This is a genomic window from Comamonas sp. CMM02, from assembly GCF_014851485.1.
Classification (GTDB): domain Bacteria; phylum Pseudomonadota; class Gammaproteobacteria; order Burkholderiales; family Burkholderiaceae_C; genus Comamonas; species Comamonas avium.
In genome coordinates this window covers 81,831-100,786 of the sequence record NZ_JACUZW010000002.1, presented here as the reverse complement: position 1 = coordinate 100,786, position 18,956 = coordinate 81,831, and the positions used below count along the sequence as shown (strand labels likewise).

The window sequence follows — 18,956 nt, the reverse complement described above, 5'->3', positions numbered from 1 at the left end:
TTTTTAGCCTAAGGCTTGTAAACCCGCAACCAACCAGCCGCTGGAGTTGTTTTTAGGCTTGGCCATATTCCATACTTCACGGAAGGGGCTAGGGCCCGAAGAGACATCTTCGCGGATCAAGCCCGAGAACTCCACGCTGGCCATGTAAGAGCCGCCAACGTCTTCAATACCCAGCAGTTGCGCGTCAATCATGACGACATCCGTCTGATTGGGCTCGCCACTGCTCTGGCTTTCGCGCTCTTCCAGCTGGCTTTGAATTTCAGCCAGCATGTCATCCGTCATCATGGAGCGCAGGGTGCTGATGTCGCTCTTGTCCCATGCAGCCTGCAGGGTCACAAAGTTGCGCTTGGCAGCATCCAAAAAGCCGTTGGCATCAAAGTCTGCAGGTACATCCCAGGTTGACGCAGCAGCGGCAACGCCCGAACCAATCATCGAGCCTTGCGCGCCAGGAATCTGCTCCCAAGGGCGGGCTGACGCATCATTGCCCACGTTCTGGGGCTTGTACTGCGGTGGGGTTGCAATGGCCTCAGGTGCCACCGGGGCTCCTGCACCCTGAAAAGCAAACGGCGATGGTGCGGCGTGCGATGCAGCAGGTTTCTTGTTAGCGCGGGCACGCAAGATGGCTCCGATCACCACCATGACGACCATGGCCAGCAAACCGAACATCAGCATGTTGGCAAACGCCTCACCCAAGCCCAGTGAGTTGGCCAGCCATGCCAGACCCAGACCTGCAGCCAAGCCACCCAGCATGGCGCCCCATGGCTTCTTGGGTGCTGCAGCAGCAGGTGCTGCAGGCTTGGCGGCTGCATTGTTTTGTTGCGCATTTTGCTGCTGCGCAGGACGTGCAGGCGGAGCGGCTGGAGGTGTGGCTTGGCGCTGCGTCACATTGCTGGACTGTTTGCCAAAGGATCCGCCACCGCCCATGCGCTTGGCTTCTGCCAGGGGATGGATGACGACCAACGCCGCCGCCAATGTCACTGCCCACACCTTCTTCATCGTTGTATCTCCGCTTAAGTTTGAAAGTAACCGCTGATCAGCCAAAACCGGCAAAAAAACTATGCATGGGGAAACGCTCCCTGTTTAGCACTTGATACCCATGTGCAGCGCGACGATGCCGGCTGACATGTTGTGATAGTCCACGTGGCCAAAGCCGGCCTCATGCATCAGGGCCTTGAGCTCTTCCTGACCTGGATGCATGCGGATGGATTCAGCCAAATAACGGTAGCTGTCTGGATCACCCGCCACCATCGAACCCATCTTGGGAAGGATATTGAACGAATACCAGTCATACACTTTTTCCAGGGGCTTTGCGACCTTGGAGAACTCCAGCACCAGCAGCTTGCCGCCGGGCTTGAGCACGCGATTCATTTCTTTGAGCGCCACGTCCTTGTGCGTCATATTGCGCAGGCCAAACGCCACGCTGACCAGGTTGAAGTGGCCATCGGGGAAGGGCAGCTTTTCTGCATCACACACCAACGTAGGCAGCAAGATGCCCTTGTCGGTGAGGCGGTCGCGCCCCACACGCAGCATGGCTTCGTTGATGTCGGTGTGCACCACGGTGCCGCTTGCGCCCACCTTTTTGGAAAAGGCCATGGACAAGTCGCCGGTTCCGCCCGCAATGTCCAGCACCTTATCGCCCTCTTTGAGGTTGGCCACCATCAAGGTGTAGGCCTTCCAGGCGCGGTGCAAACCACCCGACATCAGGTCGTTCATGACGTCGTACTTGGACGCCACCGAGTCAAACACGCCGCGCACGCGGCTGGCTTTTTCTTTCTCGTCGACCGTCTGGAATCCAAAGTGTGTGCTGCTCATAAGCTTCAAATGTAAGCAGGACGCTGCGCTGAGACCAGCGACAACCCCGTATGGTCACAGGGCATACAGTGCCTGCAGTCAAAAGTCTGTACTGCCAAAGGTGCTCTAAAAGCCTGCCTTTACAGCTACGGTAAATATAGCATCGCACCAGGAAAAAAGGCGAAAACCCGAGGATTTCACCTGTGACTGCGATGCATCACATGCATTGTTTGCCAGCGGCGCCAACACCGCACTGACAAGCTATGCGGCAAAAACCTTGCACTTAGCTGGCGCAGCCGCAGGAGCCGCTGCCGCAGCCACCACCACTGCTAGCGGCGCTGGATTCCGGCGCGGGGGCACTGCTGCCACACCCGCCACCCGTACCGCAGCTTGAGCCGGCCTTTTGCGGCATGGGCGCGTCACGATCGACACCGGCAGCTTGCAGGCGCGCCTCGTACTCTTTCCACAGCGCATCCTGCTTTTCGCCCAGCTCGTACAAATAGTGCCAGGTGAACAAGCCGCTTTCATGGCCATCGCTAAAGAAAGGCTTGATGGCGTAGTTGCCCACTTGCTCAATGTTGTCGATGCCGACGTGGCGCTTGCCGGTCTGCAGCACTTCCTGGCCCGGGCCGTGGCCTTGTACTTCGGCCGAGGGCGAGTACACGCGCATCAGCTCAAAAGGCAGGCGAAAGGTCTTGCCGTCGGAGTAACCGACCTCCAGCATGCGCGAGGCTGCATGCACGGTCAGCGATTGGGGAAGAGGCATGTCTGCCATGGAGTGCCACCTATCTAAACAATAGCTACTTACGCTTATAAACAGGCGTTTTCAGCATTAAACATACCTGAAACGCGCGTGTAGTCAGCGCAAGCAGCTTATCTATTCATTAAGCCCACGGTGCCAGCGCCTGAGCAATGGCGGCATCGCAGGCTGCGAGTTCTTGCAGCAATTGTGCTTGTCTGTCCAAAGCACGCGCACGCAAGGGGCTTGCCCAGACGGGGGCTGGAAAATGGCTGTCCCATTCATAGCGCGCAATCACGTGCCAGTGCAGGTGGGGCACCATGTTGCCCAGCGCTGCTAGGTTGATTTTGGTGGGCTGCAGCTGAGCGCGCAGCACGCGTTCTACCTCGGCCACCACCGCCATGCAGGTGAGGCGATCGGCTTGTGACAGATCAGAAAACTCGGCCACATGGGCTGTCCAGATCACGCGATAGAAAGCGGGAAAGCCATCTTCTTGCGCACGGATGACACGCAGCTGCGCGCCCTGCCAGACGGGCAGGCCACCCGCCTCGCGGCACAGCACACAGTCGGCCTGTGCGCCGCTCACAGCAGCACCCGCTCAATGCCGCCCGCGTTGGCACGCTGCACGTAATCGGGCATCCAGTTGTCGCCCAAGATCTGCTTGGCCATCTCCACGACGATGTAGTCGGCTTCCAGCAGGCCGTTTTGCAGGTCATTGCCGTAGCGGTTCAGGCCCTGCAAGCAGCTGGGGCAGCTGGTCAGAATTTTGACGTTGTCGTTGGCACCTACCGAGCCGTTGGCGCGCAGCTCGGCTTCACCCTTGAGCAGCTCGCCTTCCTTGCGGAAGCGAATTTGCGTGGAAATGTCCGGACGCGTCACGCCCAGCGTGCCCGATTCACCGCAGCAGCGGTCGCTCTTGATCACGCCCTCGCCCACCAGGGCCTTGACGGTCTTCATGGCGTCTTGCTGCTTCATGGGGCTGTGGCAAGGCTCGTGGTACAGGAAGCCACCCTGGCCCGCAGGCAAAGTGACACCCTTTTCGAGCAGGAACTCGTGGATATCAATGATGCGGCAGCCGGGAAATATCTTGTCAAAGCTGTAACCCTGCAACTGGTCAAAACATGTGCCGCAGCTCACCACCACGGTCTTGATGTCCAGATAGTTCAGCGTATTGGCCACGCGGTGAAACAGCACGCGGTTGTCCGTGATCATCTTGTCGGCCACGTCCATCTGGCCCGAGCCGCGCTGGGGATAGCCGCAGCACAGGTAGCCCGGGGGCAACACGGTTTGCACGCCGGCGTGCCACAGCATGGCCTGTGTGGCCAGGCCCACCTGGCTGAACAGGCGCTCAGAACCACAGCCGGGGAAATAAAACACGGCTTCCGTGTCCGCATGCGTGCTCTTGGGGTCACGGATGATGGGCACGTAGTCCTTGTCTTCAATGTCCAGCAAAGCACGCGCTGTCTTCTTGGGCAGACCGCCGGGCAGCTTCTTGTTCACAAAGTGAATCACCTGCTCCTTCAGTGGCGCCTTGCCTACAGAAGCCGGGGGGCGCTTCATCTGGGGCTTGGCCACGGCGTGCAGCAAGTCCGATGCCATGCGCTGCACCTTGAAGCCCACGCCCACCATGCCCTTGCGCAGCAAGTTGATGGTGTCGGGGTTGGTGGCATTGAGCATGGCCATGGCCATCTTGTTGCCCGGATTGAAGCTTTTCTTGCCCATCTTGCGCAGCAGGTTGCGCATGTTCATGGTGACATCGCCAAAGTCGATCTTGACGGGGCAAGGCGTAAAGCACTTGTGGCAGACGGTGCAGTGGTCGGCCACGTCTTCAAACTCTTGCCAGTGCTTGATCGAGACACCACGGCGGGTTTGCTCTTCGTACAGGAAAGCTTCCACCAGCAGCGAGGTGGCCAAAATCTTGTTGCGCGGCGAATACAGCATGTTGGCGCCCGGAATGTGCGTGTTGCACACGGGTTTGCACTTGCCGCAGCGCAGGCAGTCTTTGACCGAATCGGCAATCGCGCCAATGTCGGACTGCTGCATGATCAGCGACTCGTGGCCCATCAGGCCAAAGCTGGGCGTGTAGGCGTTGGTCAAATCCGCGTACATCAGCGCCTCGCGCGGCGATTCGGCGGGCACCAGGCCGTTCTTTTCACGGATCAGCTTGCCACGGTTAAAGCGGCCCTGCGGGTCAACGCGCTGCTTGTAATCGGCAAACGGCTGCAGCTCTTCGTCGGTCAGAAACTCCAGCTTGGTAATACCAATGCCGTGCTCGCCCGAGATCACGCCATCCAGACCCCGCGCCAGCTGCATGATGCGCGCCACGGCTTCGTGGGCGGTCTGCAGCATTTCGTAGTCGTCAGAGTTGACGGGGATGTTGGTGTGCACATTGCCGTCACCGGCGTGCATGTGCAGCGCCACCCACACGCGGCCCTTGAGCACGCGCTGGTGAATGGCGACTGTCTCGGCCAGGATGGCATCAAACGCTTCGCCGCTGAAAATTTGCGCCAGAGGCTGGCGAATCTGTGTTTTCCAGCTGGCGCGCAAGCTGTGATCTTGCAGCTGCGGGAACAGTGTGGCCACATCGGCCAACCAGCCGGCCCACAGGTCGCGCACGTCCTGCACCAGCTCAATGGCCTGGTGCACGCGGTCTTCCAGCAGCTCGGCGGCGGGAATCTCGCCCGCATCGTCTTGCTTGCCCAAAGGCAGGTTGCCCTTTTCAAAGAAGGCCAGCAGGGCGTCACAGAACTTGAGCTTGTTGCGCAGGCTCAGCTCAATGTTGATGCGCTCAATGCCGTCGGTGTACTCGGCCATGCGTGGCAAAGGAATCACCACGTCCTCATTGATCTTGAAGGCGTTGGTGTGGCGCGAAATGGCGGCTGTGCGCTTGCGGTCCAGCCAGAACTTCTTGCGCGCTTCCGCGCTGATGGCCACAAAGCCTTCACCGTTGCGTGAGTTGGCAATGCGCACCACTTCGCTGGTCACGCGCGCCACTTCGTCGGCGTTGTCGCCCACGATGTCGCCAATCAGCACCATCTTGGGCAGCTTGCCATTGCCTTTTTTGGACTTGGTGGCGTAACCCACGGCCTTGAGGTAGCGGTCATCCAGATGCTCAAGGCCAGCCAGCAGCACGCCGCTGCGCTTTTGCTCCTCGAACATGTAATCTTTGATTTCCACGATCGAGGGCACGGCATCCTTGGCATTGCCAAAGAACTCCATGCACACCGTGCGGGTGTGCTCTGGCATGCGGTGCACGATCCAGCGCGCGCTGGTGATCAGGCCATCGGTGCCTTCTTTTTGCACACCGGGCAGACCCGACAGGAACTTGTCGGTCACATCCTTGCCCAGGCCCTCCTTGCGGAACTTGTGGCCCGCAATGTCCAGACGCTCGGTGCGCAGCGGTGTTTTGCCGTCGGCGGCAAAGTAGCGCAGCTCAAAGCTGGCCATCTCTGCGTCGTGAATCTTGCCCAGGTTGTGACCAATGCGCACCACCTCCAGCCACTCGGCATCGGGGGTGACCATGCGCCAGCTGGCCAGATTGTCCAAGGCCGTGCCCCACAGCACCGCTTTTTTGCCGCCTGCATTCATGGCAATGTTGCCGCCAATGCACGACGCCTCAATCGAGGTAGGGTCCACCGCAAACACATAACCGGCACGCTCGGCCGCATCGGCCACGCGCTGGGTGACCACGCCGGCTTCGGTCCACACCGTGGGTACGGGCTGGTCCAGGCCGGGCAGCATCACTTTTTCTACTTCGGTGATGGCTTCGAGCTTTTCGGTATTGATCACCACGGAACGCCAGGTCAGCGGAATCGCGCCCCCGGTGTAACCCGTTCCGCCCCCACGCGGAATGATGGTCAGCTCCAGCTCAATGCAGCCCTTGACCAGCAATGCCATCTCTTCTTCAGTGTCTGGCGTCAGCACCACAAACGGGTATTCCACGCGCCAGTCGGTCGCATCCGTCACATGACTGACACGCGAGAGGCCATCAAACTTGATGTTGTCTTTGTGGGTGAGCTTGCGCAGCGTCTTGCGCACACGGCTGCGCAGCAAGGCAGCCTCGACAAACATGCGGTCAAACTCTTGCACGGCACGGTTGGCCGCGGCAATCAGCTCGCACACCAAGGCATCGCGCTGGGCGTTGTCATCGGGCATGCGGCGCTTTTCCACATCGGCCATGCGGTGCTGCAGCGCCTCCACCAGCAGCTTGCGGCGGTCAGGGTTGTCCAGCAGGTCGTCTTGCAGATAAGGATTGCGCTGAACCACCCAGATATCGCCCAGCACTTCATACAGCATCCGGGCAGATCGACCCGTCTGGCGCTCTTGGCGCAATTGATTAAGCACACCCCAGGCGGATGTACCTAACAGGCGGATCACGATTTCTTTGTCGGAAAACGAGGTGTAGTTATAGGGGATCTCACGGAGACGGGCGGGTTCGGCAGCGTGGTTCACCAGTGCTGTCAGCGCAATCGGTGCATTCATGGATGTAGACCGGGTTGGGCGCTCAAGGCGCACCTTAAGTCATGGGGACCGCAATTTTATGTCAGCGCCCAAAGTCTGCTCAGAGCGCACCAAGAGACCCGCCCCGTGGATTGCCAAAACTGTTGCGCTATCAATTAGTGAGTTTTTCGCAACTACGCAAATCCCACAATTGCGCAACGAATTACTCAAAAAAGAAAGAAAAACGCAAATATCCTTATTCACAAAACCGAGTCCGCTCCTAGAATTCGAGCCACCGTTCTTACCCCATGCGCTGCTTTGGCGTTAAGAGGTACAAAGCACGGTACGGCAAGTCCTCTTTAGCCCTTTGGGCTCAATGACTGTCATAAAAGTGCCTCATTCCTTCTTAGGATGAGAGGCACAAGTTTCTACACGTAGAGGAGTTTCCCATGCAATTCAAGCAACTGGCCCTGTCTGCTGCCCTCGCGGCAACCACCCTGAGCGCAGCCAATGCCGCCACTGAAATCCAGTGGTGGCATTCGATGACTGCCGTGAACAACGAGTGGGTCGGCGATCTGGCCAAGCAGTTCAACGAAAGCCAAAGCGAATTCAAAGTGGTACCCACCTTCAAGGGTGTGTATGACGAAAGCATGACAGCTGCTATCGCTGCGTTCCGTTCGGGCAACGCGCCCCACATCCTGCAAGTGTTTGAAGTGGGCACCGCCACCATGATGGCCTCCAAGGGCGCGACCGTGCCAGTGGGCAAGGTCATGACCGACGCTGGCGCCAAGTTCGATCCCGCAGCCTACATCCCCGCCGTGGCCGGTTACTACACCGCCCCCAATGGCCAGATGATGAGCTTCCCGTTCAACAGCTCCACCACCATCTTCTATTACAACAAGGACGCCTTCAAGAAGGCCGGCCTGAACCCCGACCAAGCGCCCAAGACATGGCCTGAAGTGTTCGCTGCTGCCAAGAAGCTCAAGGAATCTGGCCACAGCTGCCCCATGACGCTGGCATGGCAAGGCTGGACCCAGCTGGAGTCGTTCTCCACCTGGCACAACGTGGAATTCGCGACCCACCAAAACGGCCTGGGCAAGGAAGGCTACAAGGCACGCATGAAGGTCAACTCGCCTCTGCACGTCAAGCACATCGACAACCTGGCTGCTGCAGCCAAGGCCGGTGAATTTGTCTACAAGGGTCGTGCTTCTACTGCCCAGGCTTCGTTCACCGCCGGTGAATGCGCCATGATTCAGACATCGTCGGGCTTCTACGGTGACGTGGCCAAGAACGCCAAGTTTGCCTATGGCCTGGCACCCTTGCCTTACTACGACGACGTCAAGGGCGCACCACAAAACACCGTGATCGGCGGCGCTTCGCTGTGGGTCATGGCTGGCAAGAAGGCTGAAGAGTACAAGGGCGTAGCCAAGTTCTTCGAATTCCTGTCCAAGCCTGAAGTGCAAGCCGCTTCGCACCAGCGCACTGGCTACCTGCCTGTGACCATGGCTGCGTTCAAGCTGACAGAAGATGCGGGCTTCTACAAGAAGAACCCTGGCACCGATGTGGCTGTGAACCAGATGATCCGCAAGGTCACTGACAACTCGCGCGGTATCCGTCTGGGCAACTATGTACAGATCCGCACCATCGAGGACGAAGAACTCGAGCAAGTCTGGGCCGGCAAGAAGAACGGCAAAGACGCGCTGGACAGCATCGTCAAGCGTGGTGATGAGCTGCTGACACGCTTCGAACGCGCTAACAGCAAGTAATCCAAGTTGAAAATTACGGGGGAATTCCTAGTAATTCCCCTGTAACTCGCCTTGAACCCACTGGTTTTTCTGGCAGATAGCCCGCGCGCTAGGCACAATACGCGCACATTTCACTCAATTTACTCTTTCGAGTCGCTTCGTTTTGACGCGATTCGGGCAAGTTACTTGAGCTGGTCCCCACTATCCTCCAAGGCCATTTGAAGGTCTCGGCGGTTTTTTTATTTGTGACCCCCATGGAAAAACGCGTACTTTTCCGATCGCAATGGCTGCCTTGGGCATTGATCCTGCCTCAGCTGCTCATCATTGCCATTTTCTTTTTCTGGCCCGCCGGCCAGGCTGTATTGCAATCTTTCCAGATGGAAGATGCTTTTGGCCTGAGCACCGAATGGGTAGGACTGGAAAATTACCGCAACCTGTTCAATGACGCCACGTATCTGAACGCCTTTCAGCGCACAGCCCTGTTCTCTGTGCTCGTCGCTGGTATTGGCATTGCAGCGTCTTTGGGTCTGGCCATTTTTGCCGACCGCATCATCCGCTTTGCAATGATCTACAAGACCTTGCTGATCGTGCCCTACGCTGTAGCGCCCGTGATTGCAGGCGTGCTGTGGGTGTTCATGTTTTCGCCCTCCATTGGCGTTGTGACCCATTACCTGGGCAAGCTGGGCTACGACTGGAACCACCTGATGAACGAAAACCAGGCCATGGCCCTGATCGTCATCACTTCGGTGTGGAAGCAGATCTCGTACAACTTCCTGTTCTTCCTGGCAGGCTTGCAGTCCATCCCCAAGGCACTGATTGAAGCGGCTTCGATCGATGGTGCAGGCCCATGGCGCCGTTTCTGGAATATCCAGCTGCCGCTGCTCTCGCCCACCACGTTCTTCCTGCTGGTGATCAATATCGTCTACGCCTTCTTTGACACCTTCGGCATCATTGACGCAGCCACCCAAGGTGGTCCCGGCCAATCGACGTCGATCCTGGTCTACAAGGTCTACCAAGACGGCTTCAAGGCGCTGGACCTCGGCGGCTCTGCTGCCCAGTCCGTGATCCTGATGATGATCGTTGTCGTGCTGACCGTGATCCAGTTCCGCTATGTTGAAAAGAAAGTGCAGTACTGACCATGGTTGACCGTAACCCCTGGCTCACTATCATCTCGCACGCCGTACTGATCTTGGGCGTGGCCATTGTGGCCTTCCCGCTGTATCTGGCACTGGTGGCGTCCACCCACACGGCCGACGCCATCGTGCAGTCGCCCATGCCGCTGCTGCCCGGCGCCCACATGTGGGAAAACTACAAGCAGGCGCTGCTGGGCTCCGGCAAGCTGGGCTCCAACACCAATGTGGTGCACATGATGTGGGTGAGCTTTGTCACCGCCATGATCATCACCGTGGGCAAGATTGCCATCTCGCTGCTGTCGGCGTTTGCCATCGTGTATTTCCGCTTTCCCTTCAAGATGCTGTGCTTCTGGGCCATCTTCTTGACACTGATGCTGCCTGTGGAAGTGCGTATCTTGCCGACCTACAAGGTCGTTGCGGATCTGGGCTTGCTCAACAGCTATGCGGGTTTGTCGCTGCCGCTGATTGCTTCGGCCACGGCCACATTCCTGTTCCGTCAGTTCTTCTTGACCGTACCTGATGAACTGGTCGAAGCCGCACGCATTGACGGCGCTGGCGCCATGCGCTTTTTCAAGGACATTCTGGTGCCCTTGTCCAAGACCTCGATTGCTGCGCTGTTTGTGATTCAGTTCATCTACGGCTGGAACCAGTACCTGTGGCCGCTGCTGATGACCACCTCGGAAGACATGTACCCCGTGGTGATTGGTATCAAGCGCATGCTGGCCGGTGGCGAAGCCGCCGTGGACTGGAACATCGTGATGGCCACGGCTATTTTGGCCATGCTGCCCCCCACCGCTGTGGTGATGCTGATGCAAAAGTGGTTTGTTAAAGGTCTGGTGGATACCGAGAAGTAACGCTCGCTCCACAGCCACTCACCATCTTCTTTTGCCCCATTGAACGAATACTTGGAATACCTCCCATGGCATCCATCTCTCTGAAAAACATCGTCAAACGCTACGGCACCGGCAAGACTGCTGTGCCTGTCATTCACGGCGTCAACATCGAAATCAAGGACGGCGAATTCGTCGTGCTGGTCGGCCCTTCGGGCTGTGGCAAGTCCACCTTGCTGCGCATGATTGCCGGTCTGGAAGAAATCACTGGCGGTGATCTGATGATTGGCGACAAAGTCGTCAATGATCTGGAGCCCTCCAAGCGCAATATCGCCATGGTGTTCCAGAACTATGCGCTGTACCCGCACATGACCAACTACGAGAACATGGCCTATGGTCTGAAGCTCGCCAAGGTGCCTGAAGACGAAATCAAGCAGCGCGTGGACAAGGCTGCCAAGATTTTGGAGCTGGGCCACCTGCTGGACCGCAAGCCCCGCCAACTGTCGGGCGGCCAGCGCCAGCGCGTTGCCATGGGCCGCGCCATCGTGCGCCAGCCTCAGGTGTTTCTGTTTGACGAGCCGCTGTCCAATCTGGATGCCAAGCTGCGCGGCCAGACCCGCATCGAAATCCAGAAGCTGCACGCCGAGCTGGGCATTACCAGCCTGTTCGTGACCCACGATCAGGTGGAAGCCATGACGCTGGCCCAGCGCATGGTCGTGATGAACGGCGGTAACGTGGAGCAATTCGGTACGCCCGAAGAGGTCTACCACACCCCTGCATCGACCTTTGTGGCCAGCTTTATTGGCTCGCCCCCCATGAACTTGCTCAATAACGCCCCGGGTGGCCAGACCGGCCTGATCATGGGTATCCGCCCTGAGCACATTGACCTGGTCAGCGAAGGCGGCTGGGAGTTCAAGGTGGACACGGTGGAGCTGCTGGGTGCCGAGCGCCTGCTGTACGGCACCGTGGGTGGTGAAATGGTCACTGTGCGCGTGGAAGAAGGCAAGCCCTATCCCAAGCCCGGTGAAACCACCCGCATCACGGCCCGCGATGACCGACTGCACTGGTTCAACGCCGAAACCGGCAAACGCATCTAAACCAACCCCACCAAGGGCCGACGTCTCAAGCGATCGGCCCTTGTGCCAAGCACATGCCTGCACTGATCCACGCCACCGTTCCTGTCCTTCCCTCTTTAAATCTTGCACAGAGTGAAGCGTTCTACGTTCAGCGGCTGGGCTTTGCTGTGCTGCTGCGCATGGACGAGTATTTGATTGTGGCGCGCGAAGGCTGTGAGCTGCATTTTTGGCCTTGCAACAACCCAGAGCTGCCCCGCAACAGTGCCTGCTACGTGCGCGCAGACACCCGCTCCCTGCACACTGAATTCACCCAGAACGGCTTGCTCCTGCCCCCGCCCCAGGCGCGTGAGTGGGGCATGCGTGAGCTGTATGTGACTGACCCACACGGCAACCTGCTGAAATTTGGAGAACCTGTCCAATGACCTCCCTGGCAACCTGGCCCTACCCTATGTGGGTGGCCCACCGTGGCGCTGGCAAGCTGGCCCCAGAAAACACCATGAGCGCGTTCCGCCTGGGCGCAGCGCACGGCTATCGCATGTTTGAGTGCGATGCCAAGCTGTCCAAGGACGGCGTGCTGTTCCTGCTGCATGACGCCACGCTGGATCGCACCACCAATGGCCGCGGCACTGGCGGCGCACTGACCATGGGCGACATCGCCCAGCTGGATGCAGGCAGTTGGCATTCGCGCGCTTTCGCGGGTGAAGCCCTGCCCACGCTGGAGGCACTGGCGCGCTGGTGTCTGGCCAACCACCTGTTCCTGAACGTGGAAATCAAGCCCACGCCCGGTCAGGAAGAGGCCACCGGCCGCGCCTGCGGTGCGCTGATGAACCGCATCTGGCCGCAAGACATCGTGCAGCCGCTGTTCACCTCCTTCAAGCCTGAGGCTTTGAAAGGTGCCATGGATGTGGCCCCCCACATCCCGCGCGGACTGCTGGTCGACAAGTTTGCCGACGGCACCGGCGACGCTGATTTGAAGATTGCTACCGGCCTGGGCTGCAGCGCGATGGTGCTCAACCATGCACTGTGGAACACCGAGCTGGTGGCCAAGGTACACGGTGCAGGCCTGCGCTGCAGCAGCTATACCGTCAATGATGAATGGGCCGCGCAGCGCCTGATCGATCTGAACACTGACGGCATCATCACCGACCGCGTAGATCTGTTCAGCCCCGCACAAACAGGCCCCACACGCTGAGAAAAAACAAAAAGCTAGCTATCAGCGCTTACCACGAGCTGTTTTCAGATACAAAACATACTAAAAAGCTTTAAATACAAGCGCTGAGTGCTCCTTTAAATAAAAAAGGCCTTCCAATACTGGAAGGCCTTTTTTGCATGTGCAAGCACTGCAGCGTCAGTCCATCTTGGTGCCGGATTGCTTGACTGCATCGGCCCAGCGGGGCATTTCACTGGCCAGAAACTTGGCAAAAGTGTCTGCCCCCATGAAGTCGGGGTTTGCGCCCTGGCTGACCATGCGCTCGCGCAGCTCTGGGTTCTCCATCACTTTCTGGAACGCTTTGCTCAGGCGATCCACCACGGGCTTGGGTGTACCTGCCGGAGCCAGAAAACCGTAAAAGCCCACCACTTCAAATCCCTTGAGGCCACTTTCAATGGCTGTGGGCACCTCAGGCAGTGCCGGATTGCGCTCTTTGCTGGTTACGGCCAGAGCGCGCACCTTGTTTTGCTTGTGGTAAGCCGCCGCCTGCGGAATGCTCTCCGCCATGAACTGCACCTGCCCGCCAATCAGGTCCGTGAAAGCGGGCGCGCTGCCCTTGTAGGGGATGTGCATCATGTCAATGCCCGCCGCGCTCTTGAGCATCTCTGGCACCAGATGGCTGATGCCACCGTTGCCCGCCGAGCCAAAGTTCACCTTGCCGGGATTGGCCTTGGCGTAGCTGATCAGCTCAGGCAAGGTTTTGGCGGGCATGCTGTTGCTCACCAGCAGCGCCAAAGGCTGCATGGCAGTGCGCGCAATGGGCGTGAAGTCACGCAGAGTCTGGTATGGCAGTTTGGGGTAGATGGCGGGGTTGATCACCATCACGCCGGTGTTGGCAATCATCAGCGTATGGCCATCCGCTGGGGCCTTCATCACATCTTGCGCGCCCAGCGTGCCACCCGCACCCGGCTTGTAATCCATGATGATGGGCTGGCCCAGCTCTGTTTGCAGACGGTCCGACAGCAGCCGTGCATGCTGGTCCAGCGGCCCCCCGGCCGGAAAACCCATGACGATGCGAATCGGTTTGCTCGGAAAGTCTTGCGCTTGCGCGCCCACCACTGCCATCAGGCAAGCTGCCGCTGCCAAGCATGTACGCAAGGTTGTTTTCATGAAATGCTCCTCGTTGTTGGAATTTTTACGTGCAGCCCTCACCGCACGAAGTTTTGGCAGATTCTAGGCAGCCGCCCTGACGCATTGCGCACGCAGGCGACAGTGGCGCTGCCTGTAGCGAAGGCACATAAAAAAACGGGATGGCCGCCAGTGCCATCCCGTTGCATGTCCGCTCTGGCGCCGCTCTAGCCGCGGGGCAGATGGCGCATGGCATCGCGCACATAGTCCGCCACGCGGGCCATCACTTGCTGCAAGTGCCGCTGCACCTGCGCGAAGTTGTCACTGGGCTCGCGCGTGTCTTCATGCATGTAGATGCGGCGGTTGATTTCAATTTGCAGACTGTGCCGCTGGTAGGCCGGCTGGCCAATGCGGCCAATCAGCGCCACCCCTTTGTAGGGCTCGTTGTAGGCCACGCTGTAACCCTGCGCCTGCAAGGTCTGGCCAATCAGGCCAATGAACGCGGGGTCGCAGGTGGTGCCATCGCGGTCGCCCAGCACAAAGTCAGCCAAGTGTTTGTCGGGCGTGCCCAGCCGCTGGTAGACATCGCTGGGCATGGAGTGCAGGTTGATGTGCCATACGCCGCCAAAACGGTCCATGCTCCACTCAATCGCCTTGGCCAGCTCAGCGTGGTAGGGACGCCAGTAGCGCGCAATGCGCTGCTGCACCTCAGCCACGCTGAGCTGGCGGTCATACATGGCCGTGGACTGACCCGCCTGGTTGATTTTTTCCCAGATCAGACCCAGCCCCTGCTGCGTCTTGATGCTGGGGGTCAGCGGCGCCGGCCAGACACCATCGAGCATCGCAGGATTGAGGTCTTCTTCCTCGCGATTGGGATCGATGTAGGTGCGCGGAAATGTGGCCTCTACCAGCGTGGCTCCGTACTGCGGAAATTGCTCCCACAGCGTGTGCACATGCGTGTCTTCCCCCCGGCGCAGCAGCGCCATGGGTACAGCCACACCAAAATCTGCCGGGTAGGCTGTGCCACTGTGGGGTGAGTCACACACCAGCGGCAGCACCACGCCCTGGGGCGGGTGCACCCGCACAGGGGCATCCGGGCAGGGCTTCAGGAAATCAGGCAATGCTTGCATTAATCAATCTTGATGTTGGCGCGCTTGGCAACTGCGGTGTAACGGGCAATGGCAGCATCAATTTGCTGGGCAAACGCCTGCGGCGTATTGGCCATGCCTTCACCGGCAATGTCTTTTTGCTTGGCCTGGTAGGCCGGGTCTTGCATCACTTTGTGGGCTGCGGCGTTGAGCTTGTCAATGATGGGCTTGGGGGTGCCTGCAGGTGCCACCAGACCAAACCAGCCGCCATCACCCATCTGGGGGTAGCCCAGTTCGGTATAGGTGGGCACATCGGGCAGCAGCTCTGTGCGCTTCAAGGCCAGCACAGCCAGAGGGCGCAGCTTGCCTGCCTGAATGTTCGTCAGCGAGGAAGACAGGTTGTCCGTCATCGCATTGACCTGACCGCCCAGCGCATCATTGAGCGCCTGACCGGCCCCTTTATAAGGAATGTGCAGCAGCTCCACGCCTGCCAGATTCATGAAGTTTTCAATATTGGCATGGCCCAACGAACCGGTGCCTGGCGAGGCAAAGGTGTACTTGCCGGGGTTTTTCTTGGCCAGTGCAATGAATTCCTGCATGGTCTTGGCAGGCACGCTGGGGTGCACCACAAACACGCTGGGCACGCTCATCACGTTGGTGATGGGGGCAAAGTCTTTCTTGGCGTCATAGGGCAGCTTGCTCATGATGGCCGGGTTGGCCCCATGGGTCGATACGGTGGCCATGCCAATCGTGTAGCCGTCCGGTGCCGAGCGGGCAATTTCTGCCGCACCGATCGAGCCACCCGCCCCGCCCTTGTTCTCAATCACCACGGCCTGACCCAGGATAGGGCCCATCTTGTCAGCCAGCAGCCGGGCCACGATGTCGGTGGAGCCTCCTGCGCCAAAGGGCACGATCAGCTTGATCGGGCGACTGGGATAGTTATCAGCCGCCACAGCAGCAGGCGCCACGCAGGCCAAAGTAGCAGCGGCAGCAACGGTCGATAGCAAGGTACGGCGCAAGAACATGGGGTTTCTCCTAGGGAATCTTTGGTTTATGAGGAATGTGCACGCATTCTTTTCGAGAGAGCAGACGGAGAAAAGCGACAAAAAAACAAGCAGCCATTACCAATGCTCATAATTGCACCGCTATGCGCTTGCAGTCCCCCTCCATCTCCGAACTCCACGCCTTTGCCCAGGCGGCCCGCTTGGGCAGCTACACCCAGGCCGCCGATGCGCTGCAGGTCACACAAGGGGCCATCAGCCGCGCCATTGCCCGGCTGGAAGAACATCTGGGCTTTGCCGTGTTTGAGCGCCAGGGCCGGCGCAGCGTTCTGACCACTGCGGGGCGCCAGTATCTGGATGCGGTAGGCCCGGCAATTTTCACCATTGAGTCGGCTACACAGGCCATGCGCCGCAAACGCGAGGGGCGGCATGTGCGCTTGTCCATGCCACCTACGTTATTCAGCCACTGGCTCATCCCGCGCCTGCCTGACTTCACTGCGCACCACCCGGGCACCGTGCTTTCCTTTGCCCCTTACCGGCGCGACGATCCCGTCACGTCCCCAGACATCGACGCGTGGATCCGGATTGGCAGCATGCCCTTTCCAGACACCCTGCACGCCAGCTATCTGGTGGGGCGTGATCTGGTGCCCATTTGCCTGCCCCACGATGCCTTGAGCATCTGCCGCCCACAGGATTTGCTGCGCCGTCCCTTGCTGGCCCATACCAACTACCCCGACAACTGGGCGCGATGGTTTGAAAAAATGGGCTGCGAAGGCCCCTGCCCGGCACCCGCGGCAGACTTTGAACTGGTGGGCATGCTGGTGCAGGCGGTGATTGCGGGCATGGGCGTGGCCGTGGTGCAGCGCTGCCTGATTGAAGATGATTTGGCAGCAGGCCGTGTCGCCATCCCCGTGCACCGCCCTTTTCAAATTGAGCGCGGCTACTTTTTATGCCAGCCGGCATCGCGTCCGGCCTCGCATGCACTGCAAGATTTCCAGCGCTGGCTGTTGCAGCAAGCGCAAGTGGACTGTGCACGCTACGCAAGCACCTGACCCGGTGAAATCAGAAAAAATGCCTACCAAGCCTTTGCTCTACGCCCCGCTCTGGGTGGGCCAAGGCTGTGAATACCTCTGCTGGCCTTAGTGCCGCCAGCCACCAGACATCAGCCACTGGCAAGTGGACATGCCCAGCACCAAGACCGCATACGTACCCATGCGGCCATCCTGGCCGGTGAGCACCAAGCCCAGAGCCAGTACCAAAATTCCTAGCAAGAAATTGATGCTGGCCATGTGATACCAAGGCAGCAGGTGAGATTTTTTTCGCCAAACCAGACGCGCGCCTCCCGCCAGCAGCACTGCCAGACAACCAGCAGGTGCCGCAAAGTTGAGCAGGTGATTGAGAAAGTCAAGGATGGGCATGGAAATGACGCAGATCAAGGCTTTGCCCTGTAGGACAACACAAAGCGGCCAGCAATTTTATAATCAGCGACTATGGCAGTCTGGGCACTTGGCATCAATCACAACACGGCACCGTTAGATTTACGGGGCCGTTTCGCGTTTGCGATTGACCAGATCGCTCCCACGCTGCATGGCCTGCGCGATGCACTGAGCAGCGCCACCCGCCACCCGGAGGTGGAAACTGCCATTCTCTCCACCTGCAACCGCACCGAGATTTACTGCGCAGCTGGCGCTCCGGCGCTGGACCACACCCTGGGCTGGCTGGCCCATTCGGGCGGTGTCAGCACCGATGTTCTGCGCTCGCACTCTTACCTGCTGGAAGAAGGCTCGGTGGCACGCCATGCGTTCCGCGTAGCTTCGGGTCTGGATTCCATGGTGCTGGGAGAAACCCAGATTCTGGGGCAGATGAAAAACGCCGTGCGTGCCGCAGAAGAAGCCGGCGCACTGGGCTCAACACTGAACCAGCTGTTTCAGCGCAGCTTTGCCGTTGCCAAGGAAGTGCGCTCGTCCACCGAAATTGGTGAGCATTCGATTTCCATGGCTGCCGCTGCCGTGCGTCTGGCCGGCCAGCTGTTTGAAGACCTGTCCAAGATTCGTATTTTGTTTGTGGGCGCTGGCGAGATGATCGAGCTGGCCACCACGCACTTTGCAGCCAAGAACCCTGCCCACATCACGATCGCCAACCGCACCATGGAGCGCGGCGAAAAGCTGGCGGCACGCTTTGGTGCCAGCGTGATGCCTTTGGCCGAGATTCCCGAGCACCTGCACGAGTACGACGCCATCATCAGTTGCACGGCCTCTAGCCTGCCCATCATTGGCCTGGGAGCGATTGAGCGTGCACTGAAAAAACGCAAGCATCGCCCCATGTTCATGGTGGACTTGGCCGTGCCGCGTGACATTGAACCTGAAGTCAAAGACCTGCGCGACGCCTACCTGTACACCGTGGACGATCTGGCCACCGTGGTGCGCACAGCCCAGGCCCAGCGCCAAGCCACCGTAGAGCAGGCTGAAACCATCATTGACGCAGGCGTGCTGAACTTCATGCAGTGGCTGAACCAGCGCGCTCAGGGGGGCGTAGTGCCCTTGATTCAGCAGCTCAATGCCCAGACCGACGAATGGCGCGCTGCTGAAATCAGCCGTGCCAAAAGACTGCTCGCCAAGGGTGAAGATGTGGATGCCGTGCTCGAGGCACTTTCGCGCGGCCTGACCCAGAAAATGATGCACGGCACCTTGTCAGCCCTGCACAAGGGCACGCCTGAAGAGCGTGCCCACACCGTCGATACGGTCTCCAGACTTTTCCTGCGCCCCGGCAGCAAGCCCGGCCAGCGTTAGCGCTGCTGTCGTTACTGGCTTTTCAGCCAGACCAGCCCTTGGCGCT

General features: G+C 59.2%; 17 protein-coding genes. 8 read left to right on the top strand and 9 right to left on the bottom strand.

The annotated features are described in order from the left end of the window. Positions 1–3: 3 nt before the first annotated feature. From IB213_RS05620 to IB213_RS05600, 5 genes are all read right to left on the bottom strand, one after another. Positions 4–996 carry a Tim44 domain-containing protein gene (locus IB213_RS05620; protein WP_191724108.1) on the bottom strand — a complete coding sequence of 331 codons (993 nt, stop codon included), beginning with the start codon at positions 994–996 and terminating at the stop codon, positions 4–6. 84 nt (positions 997–1,080) lie between these two features. Beyond that, positions 1,081–1,812, bottom strand: coding sequence for a bifunctional demethylmenaquinone methyltransferase/2-methoxy-6-polyprenyl-1,4-benzoquinol methylase UbiE (ubiE, locus tag IB213_RS05615; protein ID WP_191724109.1), 732 nt, complete (start codon positions 1,810–1,812; stop codon positions 1,081–1,083). Positions 1,813–2,074: 262 nt separating this feature from the next. Continuing rightward, positions 2,075–2,566 carry a gamma-butyrobetaine hydroxylase-like domain-containing protein gene (locus tag IB213_RS05610; protein WP_191724110.1) on the bottom strand — a complete coding sequence of 164 codons (492 nt, stop codon included), beginning with the start codon at positions 2,564–2,566 and terminating at the stop codon, positions 2,075–2,077. Between the two features lie 109 nt (positions 2,567–2,675). Beyond that, a complete protein-coding gene (locus IB213_RS05605; RefSeq protein WP_192405686.1) occupies positions 2,676–3,116 on the bottom strand; it encodes an HIT family protein in 441 nt (146 codons plus the stop codon). Beyond that, complete coding sequence (locus IB213_RS05600; RefSeq protein ID WP_192405685.1) at positions 3,113–7,012, bottom strand: DUF3683 domain-containing protein; 3,900 nt, start codon at positions 7,010–7,012, stop codon at positions 3,113–3,115. Before IB213_RS05600 ends, IB213_RS05605 begins: the two co-directional genes overlap by 4 nt. A gap of 407 nt (positions 7,013–7,419) precedes the next feature. Between IB213_RS05600 and ugpB the strand changes: the two genes are divergently transcribed. The 6 genes from ugpB to ugpQ all read left to right on the top strand — a co-directional run bounded on the left by ugpB (position 7,420) and on the right by ugpQ (position 12,946). Next, on the top strand, positions 7,420–8,736 hold the full coding sequence (gene ugpB, locus IB213_RS05595) for a sn-glycerol-3-phosphate ABC transporter substrate-binding protein UgpB (protein WP_191724113.1): 1,317 nt from the start codon (positions 7,420–7,422) through the stop codon (positions 8,734–8,736). A 233-nt stretch (positions 8,737–8,969) separates the two neighbouring features. Beyond that, a complete protein-coding gene (ugpA, locus tag IB213_RS05590; protein WP_191724114.1) occupies positions 8,970–9,851 on the top strand; it encodes a sn-glycerol-3-phosphate ABC transporter permease UgpA in 882 nt (293 codons plus the stop codon). A gap of 2 nt (positions 9,852–9,853) precedes the next feature. Then, positions 9,854–10,702 (top strand): sn-glycerol-3-phosphate ABC transporter permease UgpE, encoded by an 849-nt coding sequence (gene ugpE / locus IB213_RS05585; protein ID WP_191724115.1) that lies wholly within the window; start codon positions 9,854–9,856, stop codon positions 10,700–10,702. Between the two features lie 65 nt (positions 10,703–10,767). Further along, on the top strand, positions 10,768–11,775 hold the full coding sequence (locus tag IB213_RS05580; RefSeq protein ID WP_191724116.1) for a sn-glycerol-3-phosphate import ATP-binding protein UgpC: 1,008 nt from the start codon (positions 10,768–10,770) through the stop codon (positions 11,773–11,775). Positions 11,776–11,828: 53 nt separating this feature from the next. Next, positions 11,829–12,176, top strand: coding sequence for a VOC family protein (locus IB213_RS05575; RefSeq protein ID WP_192405684.1), 348 nt, complete (start codon positions 11,829–11,831; stop codon positions 12,174–12,176). Next, entirely contained in the window at positions 12,173–12,946 is a 774-nt protein-coding gene (gene ugpQ, locus IB213_RS05570) for a glycerophosphodiester phosphodiesterase (protein ID WP_192405683.1), read from the top strand. The genes IB213_RS05575 and ugpQ overlap by 4 nt, the downstream gene beginning before the upstream one ends. A 156-nt stretch (positions 12,947–13,102) precedes the next feature. Here ugpQ and IB213_RS05565 read toward each other — a convergent pair whose 3' ends face one another. The 3 genes from IB213_RS05565 to IB213_RS05555 all read right to left on the bottom strand — a co-directional run bounded on the left by IB213_RS05565 (position 13,103) and on the right by IB213_RS05555 (position 16,145). Next, positions 13,103–14,074: a tripartite tricarboxylate transporter substrate binding protein gene (locus tag IB213_RS05565; protein WP_192405682.1), complete on the bottom strand. Its 972-nt coding sequence runs from the start codon at positions 14,072–14,074 to the stop codon at positions 13,103–13,105. Positions 14,075–14,259: 185 nt separating this feature from the next. After that, positions 14,260–15,162: an N-formylglutamate amidohydrolase gene (locus tag IB213_RS05560; RefSeq protein WP_192405681.1), complete on the bottom strand. Its 903-nt coding sequence runs from the start codon at positions 15,160–15,162 to the stop codon at positions 14,260–14,262. Continuing rightward, the gene (locus tag IB213_RS05555) at positions 15,162–16,145 is read right to left on the bottom strand and encodes a tripartite tricarboxylate transporter substrate binding protein BugE (RefSeq protein ID WP_192405680.1); all 984 of its coding nucleotides are present in this window, start codon (positions 16,143–16,145) and stop codon (positions 15,162–15,164) included. Before IB213_RS05555 ends, IB213_RS05560 begins: the two co-directional genes overlap by 1 nt. A 122-nt stretch (positions 16,146–16,267) precedes the next feature. Between IB213_RS05555 and IB213_RS05550 the strand changes: the two genes are divergently transcribed. Further along, positions 16,268–17,173 (top strand): LysR substrate-binding domain-containing protein, encoded by a 906-nt coding sequence (locus IB213_RS05550; protein WP_191724122.1) that lies wholly within the window; start codon positions 16,268–16,270, stop codon positions 17,171–17,173. Between the two features lie 87 nt (positions 17,174–17,260). On the opposite strand, the gene IB213_RS05545 is transcribed toward IB213_RS05550, so the two are convergent. Then, positions 17,261–17,539, bottom strand: a complete 279-nt coding sequence (locus tag IB213_RS05545; RefSeq protein WP_191724123.1) for a hypothetical protein — start codon at positions 17,537–17,539, stop codon at positions 17,261–17,263. 72 nt (positions 17,540–17,611) lie between these two features. Here IB213_RS05545 and hemA point away from each other — a divergent pair, with 72 nt between their 5' ends. After that, a complete protein-coding gene (gene hemA / locus IB213_RS05540; RefSeq protein ID WP_191724124.1) occupies positions 17,612–18,910 on the top strand; it encodes a glutamyl-tRNA reductase in 1,299 nt (432 codons plus the stop codon). Positions 18,911–18,956 lie beyond the last annotated feature (46 nt).